Here is a 19,685-nt window from a genome sequence, read left to right as displayed (position 1 = left end):
CGAATTTAGAGGAATTAAACATGGCAGCTAAAGAAGTACGTTTTGGTGATGACGCCCGCACAAAAATGCTGAAAGGCGTTAATACTCTTGCAAACGCAGTAAAAGTAACCTTAGGCCCTAAAGGCCGTAACGTTGTTCTGGATAAGTCATTCGGCGCGCCTACCATCACTAAAGATGGTGTGTCTGTAGCGAAAGAAATCGAGCTGGAAGACAAGTTCGAGAACATGGGCGCACAGATGGTTAAAGAAGTAGCGTCTAAAGCGAACGACGAAGCGGGTGACGGTACTACTACGGCAACCGTTCTGGCGCAGGCTATCGTAACTGAAGGTCTTAAGTCAGTGGCTGCGGGTATGAACCCGATGGATCTGAAGCGCGGTATCGACAAAGCCGTTATCGCTGCGGTTGAAGAACTGAAAAACCTGTCTACTGATTGTGCTGACAGCAAGTCTATTGCTCAGGTAGGTACTATCTCTGCAAACTCTGACTCAGAAGTGGGTGAGATCATTGCACAGGCAATGGAAAAAGTTGGCAAAGAAGGTGTTATCACTGTTGAAGAAGGTCAGGCTCTGCAAAACGAGCTGGACGTGGTTGAAGGTATGCAGTTTGACCGCGGTTACCTGTCTCCTTACTTCATCAACAACCAGGAAAACGGCACTGTTGAGCTGGACAACCCGTTCATCCTGCTGGTAGACAAGAAAATCTCTAACATCCGTGAACTACTGCCTACACTGGAAAACGTTGCGAAAGCCGGTAAGCCTCTGCTTATCATGGCGGAAGACGTTGAAGGTGAAGCGCTGGCAACACTGGTTGTTAACAACATGCGCGGTATCGTGAAAGTGGCTGCGGTTAAAGCTCCGGGTTTCGGTGACCGTCGTAAAGCGATGCTACAAGACATCGCGACCCTGACTGGCGGTACAGTAATCTCTGAAGAGATTGGTCTGGAGCTGGAAAAGGTACAGCTGGAAGACTTAGGTACAGCGAAGCGCGTTGTTATCAACAAAGACAACACCACTGTTGTTGACGGTAACGGCGACGAAGCGGCTATTGAAGGTCGTTGCTCGCAAATTCGTGGTCAAATTGAAGAATCTTCTTCTGACTACGATAAAGAGAAACTTCAGGAGCGTCTGGCCAAGCTGTCTGGCGGTGTTGCAGTCATCAAAGTAGGTGCTGCTACTGAAGTAGAAATGAAAGAGAAGAAAGACCGCGTTGAAGATGCACTGCATGCAACTCGCGCTGCGGTTGAAGAAGGTGTGGTACCTGGTGGTGGTGTTGCCCTGGTTCGTGCGGCGTCACGCCTGGTTGACCTGACTGGTGACAACGAAGACCAAACCGTTGGTATCAAACTGGCTCTGCGTGCAATGGAATCTCCACTGCGTCAAATCGCAATCAACTCAGGTGCAGAAGCATCAGTAGTGGTTAACGAAGTGAAGAACGGCGAAGGTAACTACGGTTATAACGCAGGTAACGACACTTACGGCGACATGCTGGAAATGGGTATCCTTGACCCAACTAAAGTGACTCGTTCTGCACTGCAGTTCGCAGCGTCGATTGCTTCTCTGATGATCACGACTGAAGCGATGGTGGCTGAACTTCCAAAGGAAGACGCACCAGCAATGCCTGACATGGGCGGCATGGGCGGAATGGGCGGCATGATGTGATCCACCCATTAGCTAACGCTAATTAAGAAAAGCGCTCTTCGGAGCGCTTTTTTTTTGCCGTTTTCCCGTATAATTGCCACTGAGTCGAGCGAGAAAGAGTAAAAATTATGGCAACTGCATCCGCACTGCATATTCTGGTAAAAACAGAAAAAGAAGCCTTATCGATTTTAGACCAGCTTAAAAAAGGCAAAAACTTTGGTAGCCTCGCCAAACGTTATTCTACCTGCCCATCGGGTAAGCGTGGTGGTGATTTGGGCGAGTTTCGCCGCGGGCAAATGGTAAAAGCTTTTGATGATGTTGTGTTTAAAAAAGAAGTGCTAAAAGTGCACGGGCCGGTAAAAACGCGCTTTGGCTACCACCTGATTAAAACCTTGTATCGCAGTTAGTGCCACCTGCTACCCATCTCAGATGTAACTCTTTATATCGCCTGTTCTGCTTTTCATAATCACACGTTTTAAATTATTGCTAAGTAGTACTATCCAAAGACGAAGTTTTGCTCTACTGTTTATGGACGTCTAAATGTCCAGACGGTTGCCTAAGGAGCTCGACATGAAACCGGAAACGATTGCACTGCACGCAGGCTATACCAGCGAAGAAACTACCAAAGCCGCGACTACCCCTATTTATCAGACCACGTCGTTTACTTTCGATAATACACAGCATGGTGCTGATCTTTTTGATTTGAAAGTACCAGGCAATATCTACAGCCGGATCATGAACCCCACCAATGCGGTATTGGAGCAGCGTCTGACGGAACTGGAAGGCGGTGTCGGCGCCCTGGCTGTGGCGTCCGGTATGGCAGCTATTCGTTATGCGATAGAGGCGATTGCCGAGGTAGGCAGCAATATCGTGAGTGTCGGGCAGTTATATGGCGGCACGTACAACCTGTTCGCACACACCTTTCCGCGCCAGGGCATACAAACTAAATTTGTTCAGGCGGATGATTTTGACGGTTTGGCCGACGCCATCGATGAAAATACCAAAGCCGTGTTTTGTGAGTCTATTGGTAACCCCGCAGGTAATGTGGTTGATATCGCCCGCTGGGCTGAAATCGCACACGCCGCCGGCGTTCCGCTCATTGTCGATAATACGGTAGCAACCCCGGTGCTATGCCGGGTATTCGACCACGGCGCTGATATTGCCGTGCACTCGCTTACCAAATACATTGGCGGGCATGGCACCACCGTTGGCGGCATTATCGTTGACTCAGGTAAGTTTGACTGGGCTGCCCATTCGGATCGTTTCAGCATGCTGACCACGCCGGATCCCAGCTATCACGGCGTCACCTATACCGAAGCTCTGGGGCCAGCTGCCTACATCGGACGCTGTCGTGTGGTGCCGCTGCGAAATACCGGCGCGGCGCTGTCAGCGCAAAGCGCGTTTAATATTATGCAGGGACTGGAAACGCTGTCGTTGCGCATGGAACGACATTGTGAAAACGCCGAAAAAGTTGCCGCTTATCTTAAGCAGCATGAGGCGGTCAACTGGGTCAATTACGCCGCCCTTCCTGAAAGTGAGCACTTCGAAACGTGTCAGCGGATCTGCGGCGGAAAAGCGGCCGGCATTATCAGCTTCGGTATTAAAGGCGGCGTGCCTGCCGGGTCTAAATTTATCGATGCGCTTGCGCTTATTCTGCGTCTGGTTAACATCGGTGATGCGAAATCCCTCGCCTGCCATCCGGCCAGCACAACGCACCGTCAGCTAAACGCTGAAGAACTGGCCAGCGCCGGTGTCAGTGAAGATATGGTGCGCATTTCCGTAGGTATTGAACATATCGACGATATTATTGCGGATATTGAGCAGGCGCTGTCAGCCAGCCAGCGATAGGCGGTAACGCCGGGAGGTCAGTACATTACAGGATTGCTCGCTTTTCCCGGCCTGTCTGCCTTCTTTTGACCGAGATATGCCTGTGTACCCCTTTTGCTTTTTGGGTTTATACACTCTGGCGTGCATAGCGCATATTTCAAATATCACAACATTACCGCAGCGACCCTGTCTTCGCTGCGGTAACGTGCTGAGGTTCAGCCGCAGTAACCGTTATTCCAGGCTTGCACGTTATTACCTGCAAACTGGGCCGCAAACTGCTTGTCGGTGCGACCGCAGGGGAACGTGGACAGCGCGGCACCTAACGATGCTTCCACAAAGTCGCGGTTTACCGGTCGTGAAGGGTCGCAGCCCGGACTAAAATGGTTAACGCGACACAGCGAACGGTCAAAAGCAGCGATGCCGAGGAAAGCATCGGATCGCACAAGCAGCGTTTCCATAACGTAGGAATTGAACATGGGAGGCTGCCAGAGTGTGGCCGAGTTATACAGCGTTGCAGACTTTCTGTTGGCGACAAGGCCATCGTTTCTTACAAAAGGTTGCAGGTAACTCCAGTTGGGATCAACCTGAGCAACCAGTGTGTCATTCTCCAGCAGCATAGATTCAAAATTAACTGACACCTGCTGAGCATGCATCGGGCCAGAAACCTGCGCTCCGGCCAACCGCATTTCTACGCTACCATCATCGTTGTAAGCTCTGCAGTGGTTACCGGACTTTTCTATTTCCCACCCTTGCGGGATGGCAAATGCGCCGCCGGAGGCTTGATGAATATAAATATCAAAATCTGGGTTTATATTCGGGTGACCGGCATAATGACCCGCACTGATAAGCTGAGAAATGCCCATTGGTGAGTCCGAGGTTTGATACAACTCGCTGAGGCTTCGGGTTCGCATTTTTCTGAAAGTAAACTGGCCGCAGCTGATACTTTTTCCCATATTAATATCGGTGTCAGCCGAAAAAACGCGGGACGCGGTAAGTGTCCCGGCTCCTGACGCCTGCCCCGATATGTCCAGCTCGCTACCCGACATCAGGTGATAAAAGTTTTTAATCGGTACGCCCCAACTGATACTGGCGGTGCCGCTTTCCAGTCCACCATCTGCAATGCCCACTACCTCGCCGTTTTTGTTCAGTATCGGGCCGCCGGAAATGCCGGGGATCAGGTGACCATCGAAGCGCAGGATTTCAAGATCGACAGACGGCATGCCCACCTGCTTTATCTGCGTGATGGCCTTGTCGTTCAGCATGTCCGCCAGCCGGTTACTGCCAGAGGTCACGCGCAACTCGGTGTCGTCCATGGTTGGCGCATTCGCTTCGTAGCCTATAACGATAAGCCGCTCGTTGTATGCAGGCTGTATGTTAGAACGGGTAAGTACGGCATGGGGAAGCGCCGCACTCAGCTTTAGCACCGCCATATCGGCTTTCTTATAGGTTTTCAGAACGCTTGCCGATAGCGTATTGCCGGAGTCTTCATGATATACACTGAACTTCTCACAGCCAGCGATGACGTGCAGTGCAGTGACAACTTGGTTTTCGCTACCGTAGAGAAAACCGCTGCCATTCTGGGCATCGTCCACGCACTGTCTGGCCTGAACCCGGACAACAGACTTTTTCACTTCTTTGAGTGTGTCTGCGTCTATTGCTGCTGTTGTCTCAAACGCAGCAACGCTGAGTGCCGTTAGTAAATAACATGCTGTTTTTATCAGGCCTCGCATAACACCCTCCATATCGCGTTGACAATATCTGCTTGTGACTCAGCGCGGCTACTTTCAACGATGTCGGCAATATCGGGCCACGGTGCGTCTTCGGCACGAGCCGCGCTTATCCACTGGGAAACCGTCCGGTTTCCGGATTTCAGGTTGTTACAGTGTGTCGAACTGGTGCCTGATGAGAGTACGGTACGGGGGCCGGGCACAGAGATAATTTCGGCTCCGTCCGGTTTAATACCCAGCCGCGCAAAGGCGGTATAAGCACGCGCAGCTTCTTCGGTATAACCGGCACTCTGCCACTGGTTAATCTGTTCGCTGATAGAAGGGGCGAGAAGATCCTGCACGCGCAGCAGCAAGCCGCAGAGTAAGGCCAGGGTGGCAAAAATACCGAATCCCATGATCCTGAAACGCTGTTGTTCAACCAGTTCAGGTTTAGCTTTGGTAAGTCCTAAGACGGCGGCGAGAATGGCAGCAATGGCACTGATTGCAGTACCTACGACCGATGCGGTAGATAAACCAATAAGTAGTCCTGCAAGCGCCCCAACGCCGGCTCCCGCTATGAAGTCTTCCACTTTGCTCATTTACTGTTCCCTGCTAATCCTGGCAGAGCGTTACGCACGATGGGTCAAAACTTTACAATCAAGAACAGCAATATCGTTGGGTTATAAGAACAAGTTTTTATGTTACGCGTTCACGGCGTCACGCTTTTATTTAGGTAAGGTGCGAATACGTCTATGGTCGCTCAGACATGCAGCCACGCACCTTCTCTAGTTTGGTCTGTGTTTCTGATTAATTCCAGATTCTTTTTTTGGTTTAGAACAGGAAGTATTTTGAGGGGACGGGGCGGCGATTATGGTTAAGTGTGGGGAGCTGTCCGAATTGCTACTTTCCGCAGACTTGTCAGTATTCAGAGTTCGGGCTGCTAGCAAACCGATAGCGTAGTTTTGCTTAATCGCCTTGTTCGCTGGTATCCGCCGGCATCCATTTCTCTGCGCATACCCCCTTTTTTACGTAGCTTGCATATGGGCTGTCATCTCTATGCAGATGGCGGGCTATCGCTTTTGCATGATCCACAGTAATAAACGCCGTTTCAGCGGCATTGCCATCATCATCCAGCCTGAAGTATTCCGAGGTAAAGGTAGTCAGGTAGAGTGCGTTTTCCACGCCTGTATCGGTAAGACGCACACGGGTGACGGCTTTAAAACGTGCGGTATCATCGGCGAGCGTCAGAAGTTTTTTATAAAAATATCCGGTATCTGTCTGACGTTGCGAAAACACGTTCAGTGTTCTGATAAGTTCTGCAAGGTCGATAGCTTCGCGCTGTAACATAAAGTCATGATGGGTTTCTTGCGGGTTATCTGCGCTTTGACCCGCGGTATAGGCTTGCTTTTTTGCCAGCTCGTCAAGGAAACGCTGTCCCTCTTCTGCATAATCGACCAGCGCCCTGGTATTCATTTTTACGTAATAATCGCTGATGCCGGCTGGCACAATATCAAACAAACGGATATCGGGGGTTACCGCGGCTTTTTTCTCAGGCTCCTGAGGGCCCCTGGCCTCACAGCGCTCGGAAATAAAGTAATAGTAATCACCGGCACGCATCGCCTGCGCAGCAGAGATGTTGAGAAAAGAGAAAAGAATAAGCAGTGCGAAACAGCGCTTTCGGTTTTGCATAAGGGAATCAGACAGCAACAATAATGTCGTCAGTGTAACGTGTTTTCAGCCTGTATAGCGATAGTGTTGATACCACTCAGTGCCGGCGTGAGTACAGACCGCACACCAACCCCTTCTTCCCGCACATATTGCTGCATGTAACTATCCTGAATATCGCCAGATCCACGCCATTCACATAAAAAACATTTATAGCGTTGAGGTTTTGAATTAGCCCGGTGAACCAGCGGACTTGCCAATAGATACGGTTGATGCGCAATTATTCAACAATATTATTCTCTGCTTTTATATTTATTTTGCATAACATTTATTCAATCATTAATGGATTTCCATTCCGAATGATTGACATAATGTATTGAAATAGCCGGTACGGTATGAAGAGTGTCATCCTCAGGGAAGCCTGATCAACTGGAGAAAATCATGAAGATCCTGATTTTAAATGAGGCAAAGCAGGCTTCAGAGTCTGGCAGCGAGGAAAGACGCTGCGCCGTATCACCGTCGAGTGTGATGCGTTTGAGTCGGAAAAATGTAGAAATTTTGGTCGAGACTGGTGCAGGGGTATCCAGTCATTATTCAGATTCTGAATTAAAAGAAGCGGGGGCTTCTATTATAGATGATGTGAATGAGGCCTTAAGCGAAATTGATGCGCTGATATGCGTGAATCGTCCGCCTGCGGAGATGATCACCAAGCTGAAGCCGGGTACGCTGGTTGTCGGGCACATCGATCCCTTTTTCCAGCAGCCACTGGTAACACAATTAAGTGAAAGCGGTATGACGACAGTGTCTGTCGAGATGATCCCGCGTTCTTCCCGTGCTCAGAAGATGGATGCTCTGAGCTCTCAGGCCAGTCTTGCCGGTTACGTTATGGTAATGCAGGCGGCCACGTACCTCCCCTCCATTCTACCCATGATGATGACGCCGTCAGGTACCATCAAGCCTGCGAAAGTCTTTATTATCGGTGCCGGTGTAGCCGGACTGCAGGCAATCGCCACAGCCAAACGGCTAGGCGCAAATGTGCTGGCGTATGATACCCGACCGGTCGTGGCAGAGCAGGTTGAGTCGCTGGGCGGTAAGTTCTTAAAAATTGATATCGGAGAAACCGGGCAAACCAAAGATGGTTATGCTAAAGAGCTTACCGACGAGCAAAAGCAAAAACTGCAGGATGCCCAACGCGATGCCATTACCAGTTCAGACATTGTAATTACTACCGCACAGTTGTTCGGACGAAAGCCGCCGGTGTTAATTAACAAAAGCACGCTGGAAATGATGAAGCCGGGAAGTGTGGTGGTAGATATGGCTGCACAGTCTGGCGGTAACGTTGAAGGCTCTGTACCTGGCGAAACGGTTGACGTGAAAGGTGTGAAAGTCATCGGAACGGGCAACTGGAGTCAGCAGGTGGCGCGTGCGGCAACAGACATGTACGCCAACAACATCTTCAACTTGCTGGATGAATTTCTGGATGATGAGAGCGGGACGTTTAACCTCGATTTAGAGGACGACATTCTGGCCGGCTGCGTTATTACGCACGATGGCAACATCATAAATGACATGCTGAAATCAGCCTACGAAGGAGCCTGAGATGGAAACGATTTATCTGCTGTTTATTGTACTTCTGGCAGCCATGCTGGGCTTCGAGCTGATCCGAAAAGTCCCCGCGACGCTGCATACACCGCTGATGTCCGGTTCTAACGCCATCTCCGGTGTTACGCTGGTCGGCGCTTTGGTGGCATCTGGGTCAGATAATAATTTACTCACTACCATTCTGGGCACTGCAGCGGTCGCGCTTGCCAGTATTAACGTCGTGGGAGGGTATCTGGTTACTGACCGTATGCTCGGCATGTTCAAGAAAAAAGACAAAAAATAGGAGGTGACACGTGACGAATATAGCAACCACAATTAATCTCGCTTACGTTGTCGCCGCAGCGTTATTTATTCTTGGCCTGAAACTGCTAAGTCATCCCTCTACAGCGCGAAAGGGCAATATGATTTCCGCGCTGGGTATGTTGGTGGCGGTAGTGGTGACCTTACTGGATCGCGACATTATCAGTTATCACTACATCGTCTTGGGTGTCGTGATCGGCGGCGCCTATGGCGCGTGGAAAGCACGCTCTGTGCAAATGACGCAGATGCCGGAAATGGTATCCCTGTTTAATGGTTTTGGTGGTGCCGCCTCGTTGTTGCTGGGCTGGTCAACGGTAAGCGCTATGACGCCATTTGCCATTAATGCGTCTGGCAATTTTGTTTTTATCACTGTGCTGTTTACCTTGCTGGTGGGCGGCGTGACCTTCTCCGGTTCCGTAATAGCCTGGGGAAAGCTGTCTGGTAAGTTGTCTTCAAAAGCCGTGATTTTTACCGGTCTGCGAGAACTTAGCATTCTGCATCTGGTGGGGATGGCAGTGGTAGGCTATCTGTTTGTTACCGACCCGGCTAATCCGCTGTGGCTGTATATCGCCATTGCGCTGGGTCTTAGCTTTGGTTTGTGGGCCACTATTTCCATTGGTGGTGCTGACATGCCGGTAGTTATCGCACTGCTGAACAGCTACTCCGGTATTGCTGCGTCTGCGGCGGGGCTTGCCGTGGGCAACACCATACTCATTGTCACGGGTCTGCTGGTGGGAGCATCGGGACTAATTCTGACAAACATCATGTGTAAAGCCATGAACCGTTCACTGATGAACGTGCTGTTATCCGGTTTTTCCAAACCGGTGGAAGCAGGCGAGGCTATCACTGGCGAAATTAAAGTGTTGTCTGCGCAGGACTCGTTTTATGTGCTTGAAGCGGCACAGGCTGTGTTGGTGGTTCCGGGTTACGGTATGGCCGTAGCACAGGCACAGCATGCGGTACGTGAACTGCAAACGTTGCTGGAAGAAAATGGGTGTACCGTCGACTACGCCATTCACCCGGTAGCAGGCCGTATGCCCGGACACATGAATGTGCTGCTGGCGGAAGCCGATGTGCCTTACGATCAGCTTCATGAAATGGACGATGTGAACCCGCGTATGGAAAACTACGATGTGGTGATCGTCATCGGTGCCAACGACGTGGTAAATCCTGCAGCGAAAGAAATGAAAGGCAGCCCGATTTACGGCATGCCGGTGATAGAGGCCTATCGTGCGAAGACGGTATTCGTGCTTAAGCGCTCTGCCAATGCCGGGTTTGCCGGGGTGGACAACCCGCTTTTCTTCAAGGACAACACCCGCATGGTGCTGGGCGATGCGAAAGAAACCATCAACAGCATAATTCGCGAGTTTGGTGACGATTAATCAAACGATAACGGGTAAATGAAAAGAGCCGGCTTGCCGGCTCTTTTACGTTATACCGGCACGTCTGCGGTTACCAGAACCCAATCAGAATAGCGCCCATGGCTGCAAACAACAGGCCGCAGTAGACCCGATAATCGCTATACCAGTGGCAAGGGGTGTCAGGCGCCATCATATCGGGCTGATATACCAGCGATTCGACATCTTTTTGCTTGCCAAACTGTGACGCGATAAGCAGGACAATTGTACACACAACGAACATCACGCCTACGCCGATAGAGAAGTGAATATTTACTACGCCTGCCTGTCTGAGTAAGAATAATCCAATGCCCAGCGCAAAGCCGGAAAGTAAGGTAACGAATGCACCGTTGCCGTTGGCCTTTTTATAAAACACGCCAACCAGAAACAGCGTAGCAATTGGCGGCACAATGATCGCAAACATTTGCTGCAGGTAGTTCCAGAGTCCGCCGAAGTCGGCAATAAACGGTGCCCATACTGCCGCTATCAGCATGATAACGACCGTGGTAACCCTGCCATAGGTGGCAATGGTTTTCGGTGCAATATCCGGTTTAGCCGGTTTGATGAAATCGACTACCACCAGCGTTGAAGCTGAGTTCAGCGTCGAATCAACGGTTGACATGATGGCGGATATCAATCCGGCCATCACGATGCCAACGACTCCCACCGGTAACACTTCTGAAATCAGGGTGGGGAGCACCATATCGCTGTTTGTGATGCCGGGCAGCAAACTGATGGCCATCGCGCCGGGCAGTACCATAATAAAAAGCGGCAGTATTTTCATAAATCCGCCAAGTAATGCGCCCCAACGGGCATGGTCGATATTTTTTGCTGCAAGCACGCGCTGGGTGACATACTGGTTAGTTACCCAGTACCAGAACCCCAGTAACGGTACGCCAACCAGTGTGCCGAGCCATGGCAAAGTAGGGTCGTCCATTGGGCGGATCACCGACAAGTGACCTTCAGGTACGGAGGCCGTTACTGCCGACCAGGAAAAGTCCAAATCGGCAAACAGCATGTAGGTCAGAATGGAACAGCCTGCAATCAGAATGATGGCCTGCAGAGTATCGGTATATACCACGGCTTTGAGACCACCGAAAGCGGTGTAGAATCCGGCAACCAGAGCCAGCACCAGTGCGGTGTACCATAATTCAAACTGCGGGAAGAACACCTGCAATACCACGGCCCCCGCGTACAGGCCGCCCGCGGTGTCTACCAATACGGAAATGAAAATTGTCACTGCAGAGAAGATCTTCCGGGAGCGCACATCATAGCGAAGCTCAAGGTATTCGGGCACGGTAGTTATTCTGGCCCGCAGGTATAGCGGAATAAATATCGCCGCCATCACAATGAGAGGCACGCCGGATAACCACTCATAATTGGAGGCTGAGATCCCGGTACTGTAAGCCGCACCGGACAGACCAATCAGCGTAGTGCTGGATATGTTGGAGGCAAACAGTGAACAACCGATGATGCCCCATGTCAGACTGCGTCCACCTAAAAACAAATCCTCGCCGGTTTTGGTCTGTTTCCCGACCCAAATACCAATGGCAAGAACGATGACAAAATAACCGGCGATAATCCCTAAATCAATCTGGCTAATGCTATCAGTCATGTTAGTTCTCTTCGTTTACATCCGTTGTTTTTATCTCAGCAAAAAAGGCCTGATATGCAGGCAGGGTGAGTGTGTTGTTCTGAAGGCTGCTGTGAAAACCATGTCCCTGCAGTACCTTTAGTGCCATATCAGGTAGCGTAAGGGTTGTGCTCGTGTGGTTTAAATTGATGCATACCAGCATTTTCTGCCCGGGGGCTTCCCGCAGCCAAGCCAGCCCCAGACTGTCATCAAGTAATGTCAGTGATCCTTTGACCAGCGCCGGCTGTGCCTGACGCCACAGAACAAACCGTCTTATGGCATTGAGTGTGCTGTCTATGCGGGTATCCTGCTGTTCAACCGCCAACGCCAGATGACGTTCGTCTGTTGGTAGCCAGGGCGATGCAGTGGTAAAGCCACCGTGCTCTGCGTCTGTCCATGGCATGGGTGTGCGGCAACCGTCACGGCCTTTGTAATCTGGCCAGAAAGGCTTGCCGTAGGGGTCGACAATATCATCAAAGGGAACGTTGGCCTCGGGCAGACCAAGTTCATCGCCCTGATACAGGCATTGCGTTCCGTTCAGGCTACTCAGCAAAGCCATGGCCACAAGGGCATACGCTGCATTATCTGTGTCTTTACCCCATCGTGTGGCGACACGAATTACGTCGTGATTTCCAAGCGCCCAGCACGGCCAGCCCGCCTGATTATCTCCGCTGAAGGCGTCAATTACTTTTCGAATATGTGAAGGACTGGCATCATCGGAAAGCAAATCGAAGGTGTATGCCATGTGCAGTCTGTCGTCGCCATTTGTGTAGTCGCGAATAATATCCAGCGCATACTCGCCGTTAACCTCTCCCATGGTCATGGTGCCAGGATAACTGTCCATCAATTCACGCATTCGCTTCAAGAAGTCCAGGTTTTCGGGGCGCGTCATATCGTAAATGTGCTGTTGGCGTGCATACGGGTTCTTCGGATCGACACCCACAGTCGATAACTCACTCTCGGGGAGTTCAGGATTATCTCTGAGTGCGGCGTCGTGAAAATAAAAGTTTGCGACATCCAGCCTGAAACCATCCACCCCTAAATCCAGCCAGAATTGCAGCGTGCCCAATTGCGCGTCCTGTACTGCCGGATTGTGAAAATTCAAATCAGGTTGTGATGTCAGGAAGTTATGCAGGTAGTATTGCCCGCGAGCTTCATCGAACGTCCAGGCGCTGCCGCCAAAAAATGACAGCCAATTGTTAGGCGGCGAGCCATCGGGTTTCGGATCCGCCCATACATACCAGTCGGCTTTGGAGTTGGTTTTCGACTGGCGGCTCTCCTGAAACCAGGCGTGTTGATCCGAGCTGTGGCTAATCACCTGATCAATGATAATTTTCAGGCCCAGCTTGTGAGCATGATCAAGCAGCACTTTGAAATCTTCCAGCGTGCCGAAAATCGGATCGACGCTGCAATAGTCGGCAATGTCGTAGCCGAAGTCCTTCATCGGAGAAGTAAAAAACGGAGAAATCCAGATAGCATCGACACCCAGCGATGCCACGTATTCAAGCTTTTGGGTAATGCCGGGTAAATCCCCGATGCCGTCATTGTTTGAATCAAAAAAACTGCGGGGATAAATCTGATAGATCAGCGCCCCTTTCCACCACTGTGACATGACCAATAACCCCAACATATAAATAAAAGGTTGCAGCAAGTGTAGTTGAAAGCGAGACGTTTAAAATCTAAAAGGCAACTTAATTGTTCTGAAAAATCACTTAAAAAGAACGTAGCTACAGGCGCCGTGGGCAGCTTTCCCTGATATGTAGCTCGCTGGGCAGGCATTGGTTTTCCTGACGGATGTGCCCTAAGAAAAGTTCAGCAGCAATCCATCCTTTCTCGCGGTGCGGTTACGCAACGGGAGATCTGAACAGTCATTACAATCTTTTAACAATCAGTTGGAAATTCCCGCAGAACTGTACAAACCTTAATCACACCAACAATGGTTTACATGACAACGACAGGCACAGTCATTAATTGCCTGAGGGCGTTAACAACAAGGAAGTGCAATATGAAGCAAGCTATTTTCTTTTTTACTCTGTCTGTTCTGGTTTGCGGCTCTGCTGCGGCGAGAACCTTCGAAATGGATCGGTGCGAAACCGCCGATTGTGCCTCCTTATTTGAAAGATACCATACCTACGCCCGAACCCATGCTGACGCGGCTGCTATCCTGGGCGACATGTACCTGAATGGCTATGGCACAGAGCCGAATGAAGAAGAAGCGCTGAAGTTATTTAAGAGAGCGGCGCGCTGGCGCTCTATGCAGGGCATGTATAAGGCTGGTCAGTTGATGATAGAAAGTGACGACCCGGACGAGGTAGAAGACGGCCTGGATTATCTCAGAAATGCCGCGAAACGAGAGCATCGGAATGCTAAGTTTCTGCTGGCAGAAGTGTACTCAGACCCTAAATACGGCCTGTTGGATTTAGAAGAAGCGGATATCTGGCTGGCCGAGTCAATTGAAGACGGACATCCGTTGGTGAACTTCCCTCTGCATCGTTTACAGGGCGAAGGAAAACTTACGCAAGCAGATTTTCCACTTACGCTGGCTAAGGTGGATGAGATGAATGCCCAGTACGAGGCAATGGATAGTGAAGAAGCCAAAGCCAATCAGGTGGTGTTGCGCGAAGCGCCGGCTGATGACAAATACGAAGTGATTACCGTAAATGGTCCGAAGCTGGAAGAAATGCTGACCTGGGGGTTATCAATATTCAGTACCTCAGATAATGACATTCGTCAGCGCGCAACCGGAACCCGTATCCGGGGCAAGACCTGCGATGATTTGTGGAACTGCCGATCTGTATTTAAAACCCGGTTCAGAAGAAAAATTTCCTACGAAATACAGTAATTATCCCAAAGCAGCGTGAAGACGCTGCTTATTTGGAGTGCAAGAACGCGGTGCACGTTTTGAGTATGTAAAACGTCACAACGCGTTTCTGCGTTCCTTGTGTGAATTATTTAACACCTGAAATCACAATACTGCCGACTGCCGACTGCCGACTGCCGACTGCCGACTGCCGACTGCCGACTGCCGACTGCCGACTGCCGACTGCCGACTGCCCAGAGTGCAGAGCTCAGTGCCTTATGGCTACAGCGTTTTTATTTGTAACCAGGAAGAACTGGCTGGTGAGCCGTTACTTCTGACCTCCCGCAGAACCGCAAACCTTGTTTTCATCCTTTCTACTGCCGGTTAGCTATGTTCAGGCTTTGTTCATCCTTTTGCTGTTTGACTAGATAGTGAATCACAAAAGAAAGGGATAACTGATGAGAACGCTAATATTATTTGGACTGCTATTACTGGGAACCGCCGCTCAGGCCGACACACTCCAGTTTGGTAAATGCGACAGCAACGATTGCCAGAAGCTGTTTGGGATGTACCAGAAATACTCCCGAACTCATTCCGACGCGGCGGTGCTGTTAGGCGACATGTATCTGAATGGCTACGGCACCGAAGAAAATCAGCGTAAAGCGTTAAAATACTTCAAACGCGGCGCCAGTTGGGGCTCGCTGCATGGTCGTTACAAAGCCGGCCTGATGATGCTTACGTCAGGCGATGCTGATGACAAGGAAACGGGGCTGAAGTATCTGCTAGATGCTGCGAACCGTGGCCATAAACATGCGACATACTTTGCCGGCGAAGTTTTATCGAATCCTGAGTTTGGCGTTGTGGATCTGAAGCGGGCCGATGGTTATCTGGCTACGTCAGTTGAAGCCAGTTACCACGCCATAAACCAAACATTACTGAGGCTACGTGAAGATGGGAAACTGAGCACTGAAGTATTGCCCGAAACCATGGCGGCTATCAACAAAGCCAACGCGTCCGATGAAACGTCAACCGATGCTAAAACTACAGTTAGGAGCGCGCCTGCATCTGATAAGGCGTTCGAAGTGGTTACCGTTAACGGGCCGGACCTGCAAAAATTACTGTTATTCGGCTTACAGGAGTTTCGGGATAATCCGAACGATATTAACAGCACCAGTACCGGCACACGCATACGCGGCCGTACCTGTAGTGAAGTGGCTAACTGTAAATCCGTAGATTTGGAAGAGTTTCAGCGCTACATCTGGTATTTCATTAAATAACAACACACCATTTTATAATGAACTTTTAATGGGGCCGCTGCAGGATTTGCCTTATCATAGCAATCACAACTCATGTGCGACATCAGGCAGCTCGCCCTATTATGCCAACCCCTTCATTTTCGATAAAAACCTGCGGTAACTGCATTCTGATTAAAAAGTCTGAAGAGTGGGATCTTAAAACCGATATTGCTTATCTGAGTGCACTTTGCAATGAAATGAACAAACGTAAGGGCAAAGCGTTTTACGTGGTAGCCGATATGCGGAACTGGAGTGTGCCAGACGCCGTGAAGCAATCGAAAACCAAGGTAGCAATTACAATGGACCGGCGGAATCAGAAAGGCGAAATCTGGCTGCTAAGCGACATGGCCGCTGCCGACCATCTGCTTTCGTTTTTTGACGGTGAACCATTTCCTCTGGAGCGGGTAACCACTAGTGACGAGTTGTTAGCGTGGATCTCGCCGCGGGTAGCGGAAAGTGTATCGCAGGAAATCGCACAGTGGTTGCCAAAACCGGTCTGTTAATCACGCAGAGTTTTTAATGAAAATCCGTTGATTTTCATAGCGTCCACGCATAGCTTGACTATAATACGCCGCATTGTCGGGCAAGGTCCCTGCAAGCATTTACAGATGGCGACTCTTTCCTGTTGCGAGATTCGCTGTCCGGCGGTTGGGTGAGGCCCGACAGAACAGTTAAACATGCAGTGCAACATCGTCTGCCAACTGCAAATCGAGGTGAAGAACATTGTCAGAATGGAACATTGAAGAGGCTGAACGAGTCTACGGCGTTTCGCAATGGGGCGGTGGCTATTTCCGCATTGGCGAAAATGGCAACGTACAGGTGACGCCGGTCCCCGAAGATACCAGCATCAGTATCGACTTTCAGGCGGTAATTGATGATATCCGGGAAGAAGGCGTACAGTTCCCCGTGGTTGTGCGGTTTCATGATGTGTTGCGTTCACAGGTCGCCAGCCTGAACACCAGTTTCAGAAATACCATCGAAGAAGCGGAGTATCAGGGTCAGTACCAGGGGGTTTATCCGGTAAAAGTCAACCAGATGCGTGAAGTGGTTGAAGAGATCGTTGACGCCGGTACGCCGTTTAATTATGGCCTGGAAGCAGGCTCTAAAGCCGAACTGCTTACCGTACTGGCGATGAATACCAATGAAGACTCACTGACTATTCTCAATGGCTACAAAGACGACGAATTTATGCGTCTTGCGCTACTTGGCAGAAAATTAGGCCGTAAAATTGTGGTTGTGGTGGAGAAATACACCGAACTGCTGTTACTGGTAAAAGTAGCGAAAGAGCTTAAGATCGAGCCCATCATTGGGGTCAGAGCCAAAATGACGGTAAAAGGTCGCGGTAAATGGGAAAGCTCGGGAGGCGAGCGCGCCAAATTTGGTCTTACCATCACCGAAATCATTAAAACCGCACGCTATCTGGAAGAACAGGGCATGGCTCACTGCCTGAAACTGCTTCACTTCCATATCGGCAGCCAACTCACCGACATTCGTGCTGTTAAAGAAGCCATGACCGAGGGTGCCCGCATTTATGCAGACCTGCACAAGATGGGCTTTCCGCTGGATTACGTTGATGTTGGTGGCGGCCTGGGAATCGATTATGACGGCAGTAATTCAACAAACGAATCATCGCGCAATTACAGCATGCAGGAGTATGTCGCTGACGTCGTATACGGCATGAAAGAAATGTGTGACCTGGAAGGCGTACCGCATCCTAATCTGGTGAGTGAGAGTGGTCGCGCCATCACGGCACACCACAGTTGCGTGATCACCGAAATTGTTGGTGAGATTAAGTCAAACAGCGCCAGTATCGATACTGATGCCAAAGAAGACGAACACTTTTTTGTCAGAAACATGCGCGAGCTTGCCGAGACCTTTGATCAGCAGACAAATATGCAGGAAGTTTACAACGACGCGTCGCAATACAAAGAGCAGGCGCTGGATGCATTTAAACTGCGTGTGCTGACGCTGGAAGAGCTGGCGAAAATTGAAACCCTGTACTGGGAAATTATGACCCGCCTGCACGCCTACTATGCCAATGCCGAGTATGTGCCGGAAGAACTTCAGGAACTTGATTACAGCCTGTCTTCACAATATCTGTGTAACTTCTCGGTATTTCAGTCTGCCGCAGATACCTGGGCAATCGACCAGCTGCTGCCGGTAGTGCCTCTGACACGCATGAATGAGCGCCCGGAAGTCAATTGCTCGCTGGTGGACATTACCTGCGACAGCGACGGTAAAATCGATCAGTTTTCCATCGGTCGTGAAATCAGCGACGTGATCCCTATGCACAAACTGAGAAAAGGCGAGCATTATCATGTGGGCCTGTTTCTGACTGGCGCGTATCAGGACGTGATGGGCGATATGCATAACCTGTTTGGTCGTCTGAATGAGGTTCACATCTACAGCTACGATGATGATCCACAGGATTTTTATATTGAGGAAGTCGTGAAAGGCTCTTCGGTGGAAGATGTCCTGAATATCATGCAATACAACCCCCGCGCCATGGCGTCGGATGTTAAGCGTTTGATTGACAGGCAAATCTCACTGGGTAACTTTAATCCCAGAGAAGCGGTCAAGTGGACAGATTTTTACGAAAACTGTCTGAATGGCTACACCTACTTAAAGCCATAACCGACACACCATAAAGCGCTACTTCTGCTGGTTAGCGAAGTAGCGCTTCCAGAACTCTGCGGTAGTCGAGTTGATCATATTTGACTCCGCGTTCATCAGCATCACATACCCTGCCCCGGACTCCGGCGCAAAGGCCACGTCAGCGCGATAGCCTTTTACCCAGCCGCCATGATAATTGATGCGATGCCCGTCGAAATCATAAATTCGCCAGCCAAGGCCATAGTGCGCCTCATCAAGATGTCCACGCCATCCGCGACGATAGGTTTCACGGCGTGTCACTACGCGCGGTGTAGTGACTTTTTCTATAATCTCAGGCGTGACCACCGTGGGAAACTCACCAAGTAACGCCTGCAGATAAATGGTCATATCCCGAATGCTGGCATTAACGCCAGCAGCTGGCGTAAAACGATAATAATTGCTCTCGACAAGCCCTTCCCGCCACTTATTACGCGCGATAGCAATATGTGGGCGGGCCCATTCCTTCGATGACAATAACGCGCCTTTCCCTGCGCTGGCAGTGCGCATCCCCAGCGGCGTAAAAAGCTGAGTCTGAAGTTGCCGGTGATAGGAGGTGTTCTGGCTGGTCAGGTAGTATTCAATAGCCCCGAAAAGTGCATTCTGATAGGTGTAGCACTCGCCCGGCTTACAAATGGGCTCCAACTCTCCAAGTTGTTCGAGCACGCGTCGAAGCGGGTAATCGGCCTCAATCAGATTGTCATAGGCGTTGGGCATAAAACCTGAAGACTGGCCGACAATATGCTGTAACTGCAGGCCATTCATGCCATTCCCGCTAAAATCGATATCTGGTGTGAGCTCTGAGATAGGCGTAGACAGCGGCAGAATATCCTGTTCGTGCAGCTTTGCAGTGAGAATGCCGGTAAAGGTTTTAGATACCGACGCCAGCCGGAATACAGTGTTCTCTGTAATTCGTTCGCCGCCACGATGGGTTCTGCCAAACACGAATACCTTTGGGGTTTCACCCTGCTGATAATAGACAAATGTGTAGCCAGGCACCTGATATTTGATTGCCTGACGTTTCACATAGTCGGCATACTCATCAATCCAGTTTTTGGCAGATACGGACGCTGAAACCAGCAGCATAATGAGCAGCAAGGCCAATGTGAATACTGGACGGGTGAACATGGCGAAGGGTGTGGGCAAGGTCGCTCCTGATTATTATTATCACCAC

Annotated in this window: 16 protein-coding genes; 10 read left to right on the top strand and 6 right to left on the bottom strand. The window is 50.3% G+C overall.

Annotated features, from left to right (window positions below):
• Positions 1 to 20 precede the first annotated feature (20 nt).
• The 3 genes from groL (at position 21) to JKP77_RS06850 (ending at position 3,485) form a co-directional block, all read left to right on the top strand.
• Positions 21 to 1,658 (top strand): chaperonin GroEL, encoded by a 1,638-nt coding sequence (gene groL, locus JKP77_RS06860; protein ID WP_218310443.1) that lies wholly within the window; start codon positions 21 to 23, stop codon positions 1,656 to 1,658.
• Between the two features lie 107 nt (positions 1,659 to 1,765).
• The gene (gene ppiC, locus JKP77_RS06855) at positions 1,766 to 2,044 is read left to right on the top strand and encodes a peptidylprolyl isomerase PpiC (RefSeq protein WP_220100096.1); all 279 of its coding nucleotides are present in this window, start codon (positions 1,766 to 1,768) and stop codon (positions 2,042 to 2,044) included.
• A gap of 163 nt (positions 2,045 to 2,207) precedes the next feature.
• Complete coding sequence (locus JKP77_RS06850; protein WP_218310442.1) at positions 2,208 to 3,485, top strand: O-acetylhomoserine aminocarboxypropyltransferase/cysteine synthase family protein; 1,278 nt, start codon at positions 2,208 to 2,210, stop codon at positions 3,483 to 3,485.
• 194 nt (positions 3,486 to 3,679) lie between these two features.
• On the opposite strand, the gene JKP77_RS06845 is transcribed toward JKP77_RS06850, so the two are convergent.
• From JKP77_RS06845 to JKP77_RS06835, 3 genes are all read right to left on the bottom strand, one after another.
• Positions 3,680 to 5,194 (bottom strand): S1 family peptidase, encoded by a 1,515-nt coding sequence (locus tag JKP77_RS06845; protein WP_218310441.1) that lies wholly within the window; start codon positions 5,192 to 5,194, stop codon positions 3,680 to 3,682.
• Complete coding sequence (locus JKP77_RS06840) at positions 5,182 to 5,769, bottom strand: hypothetical protein (protein WP_218310440.1); 588 nt, start codon at positions 5,767 to 5,769, stop codon at positions 5,182 to 5,184. Before JKP77_RS06840 ends, JKP77_RS06845 begins: the two co-directional genes overlap by 13 nt.
• A gap of 367 nt (positions 5,770 to 6,136) precedes the next feature.
• Entirely contained in the window at positions 6,137 to 6,859 is a 723-nt protein-coding gene (locus tag JKP77_RS06835; RefSeq protein ID WP_218310439.1) for a hypothetical protein, read from the bottom strand.
• Between the two features lie 417 nt (positions 6,860 to 7,276).
• On the opposite strand from JKP77_RS06835, the gene JKP77_RS06830 reads away from it, so the two are divergent.
• From JKP77_RS06830 to JKP77_RS06820, 3 genes are read left to right on the top strand one after another with little or no spacing between them, the layout of a single operon-like run.
• Positions 7,277 to 8,434 carry an NAD(P) transhydrogenase subunit alpha gene (locus JKP77_RS06830; protein ID WP_218310438.1) on the top strand — a complete coding sequence of 386 codons (1,158 nt, stop codon included), beginning with the start codon at positions 7,277 to 7,279 and terminating at the stop codon, positions 8,432 to 8,434.
• A 1-nt stretch (position 8,435) separates the two neighbouring features.
• Positions 8,436 to 8,720, top strand: a complete 285-nt coding sequence (locus JKP77_RS06825) for an NAD(P) transhydrogenase subunit alpha part 2 (protein WP_218310437.1) — start codon at positions 8,436 to 8,438, stop codon at positions 8,718 to 8,720.
• 10 nt (positions 8,721 to 8,730) lie between these two features.
• Positions 8,731 to 10,119 carry an NAD(P)(+) transhydrogenase (Re/Si-specific) subunit beta gene (locus JKP77_RS06820; protein ID WP_218310436.1) on the top strand — a complete coding sequence of 463 codons (1,389 nt, stop codon included), beginning with the start codon at positions 8,731 to 8,733 and terminating at the stop codon, positions 10,117 to 10,119.
• Between the two features lie 70 nt (positions 10,120 to 10,189).
• Here the strand turns inward: JKP77_RS06820 and JKP77_RS06815 are convergent, their stop codons facing one another.
• Positions 10,190 to 11,749, bottom strand: coding sequence for a sodium:solute symporter (locus JKP77_RS06815; protein ID WP_218310435.1), 1,560 nt, complete (start codon positions 11,747 to 11,749; stop codon positions 10,190 to 10,192).
• A gap of 1 nt (position 11,750) precedes the next feature.
• Positions 11,751 to 13,379 carry an alpha-glucosidase gene (locus JKP77_RS06810; protein WP_218310434.1) on the bottom strand — a complete coding sequence of 543 codons (1,629 nt, stop codon included), beginning with the start codon at positions 13,377 to 13,379 and terminating at the stop codon, positions 11,751 to 11,753.
• Between the two features lie 393 nt (positions 13,380 to 13,772).
• Between JKP77_RS06810 and JKP77_RS06805 the strand changes: the two genes are divergently transcribed.
• From JKP77_RS06805 to speA, 4 genes are all read left to right on the top strand, one after another.
• Positions 13,773 to 14,609: a tetratricopeptide repeat protein gene (locus JKP77_RS06805; RefSeq protein WP_218310433.1), complete on the top strand. Its 837-nt coding sequence runs from the start codon at positions 13,773 to 13,775 to the stop codon at positions 14,607 to 14,609.
• A gap of 416 nt (positions 14,610 to 15,025) precedes the next feature.
• Positions 15,026 to 15,844: a tetratricopeptide repeat protein gene (locus tag JKP77_RS06800; RefSeq protein WP_218310432.1), complete on the top strand. Its 819-nt coding sequence runs from the start codon at positions 15,026 to 15,028 to the stop codon at positions 15,842 to 15,844.
• 101 nt (positions 15,845 to 15,945) lie between these two features.
• Positions 15,946 to 16,365 carry a hypothetical protein gene (locus JKP77_RS06795; RefSeq protein ID WP_218310431.1) on the top strand — a complete coding sequence of 140 codons (420 nt, stop codon included), beginning with the start codon at positions 15,946 to 15,948 and terminating at the stop codon, positions 16,363 to 16,365.
• 220 nt (positions 16,366 to 16,585) lie between these two features.
• Positions 16,586 to 18,496, top strand: coding sequence for a biosynthetic arginine decarboxylase (speA, locus tag JKP77_RS06790; RefSeq protein ID WP_218310430.1), 1,911 nt, complete (start codon positions 16,586 to 16,588; stop codon positions 18,494 to 18,496).
• Positions 18,497 to 18,514: 18 nt separating this feature from the next.
• Here speA and JKP77_RS06785 read toward each other — a convergent pair whose 3' ends face one another.
• Entirely contained in the window at positions 18,515 to 19,639 is a 1,125-nt protein-coding gene (locus tag JKP77_RS06785) for a serine hydrolase domain-containing protein (protein WP_218310539.1), read from the bottom strand.
• Positions 19,640 to 19,685 lie beyond the last annotated feature (46 nt).

The sequence above is a fragment of the Alteromonas antoniana genome, from assembly GCF_019249295.1.
Lineage (GTDB): Bacteria > Pseudomonadota > Gammaproteobacteria > Enterobacterales > Alteromonadaceae > Alteromonas > Alteromonas antoniana.
This window is presented reverse-complemented; position numbering and strand designations above follow the sequence as displayed.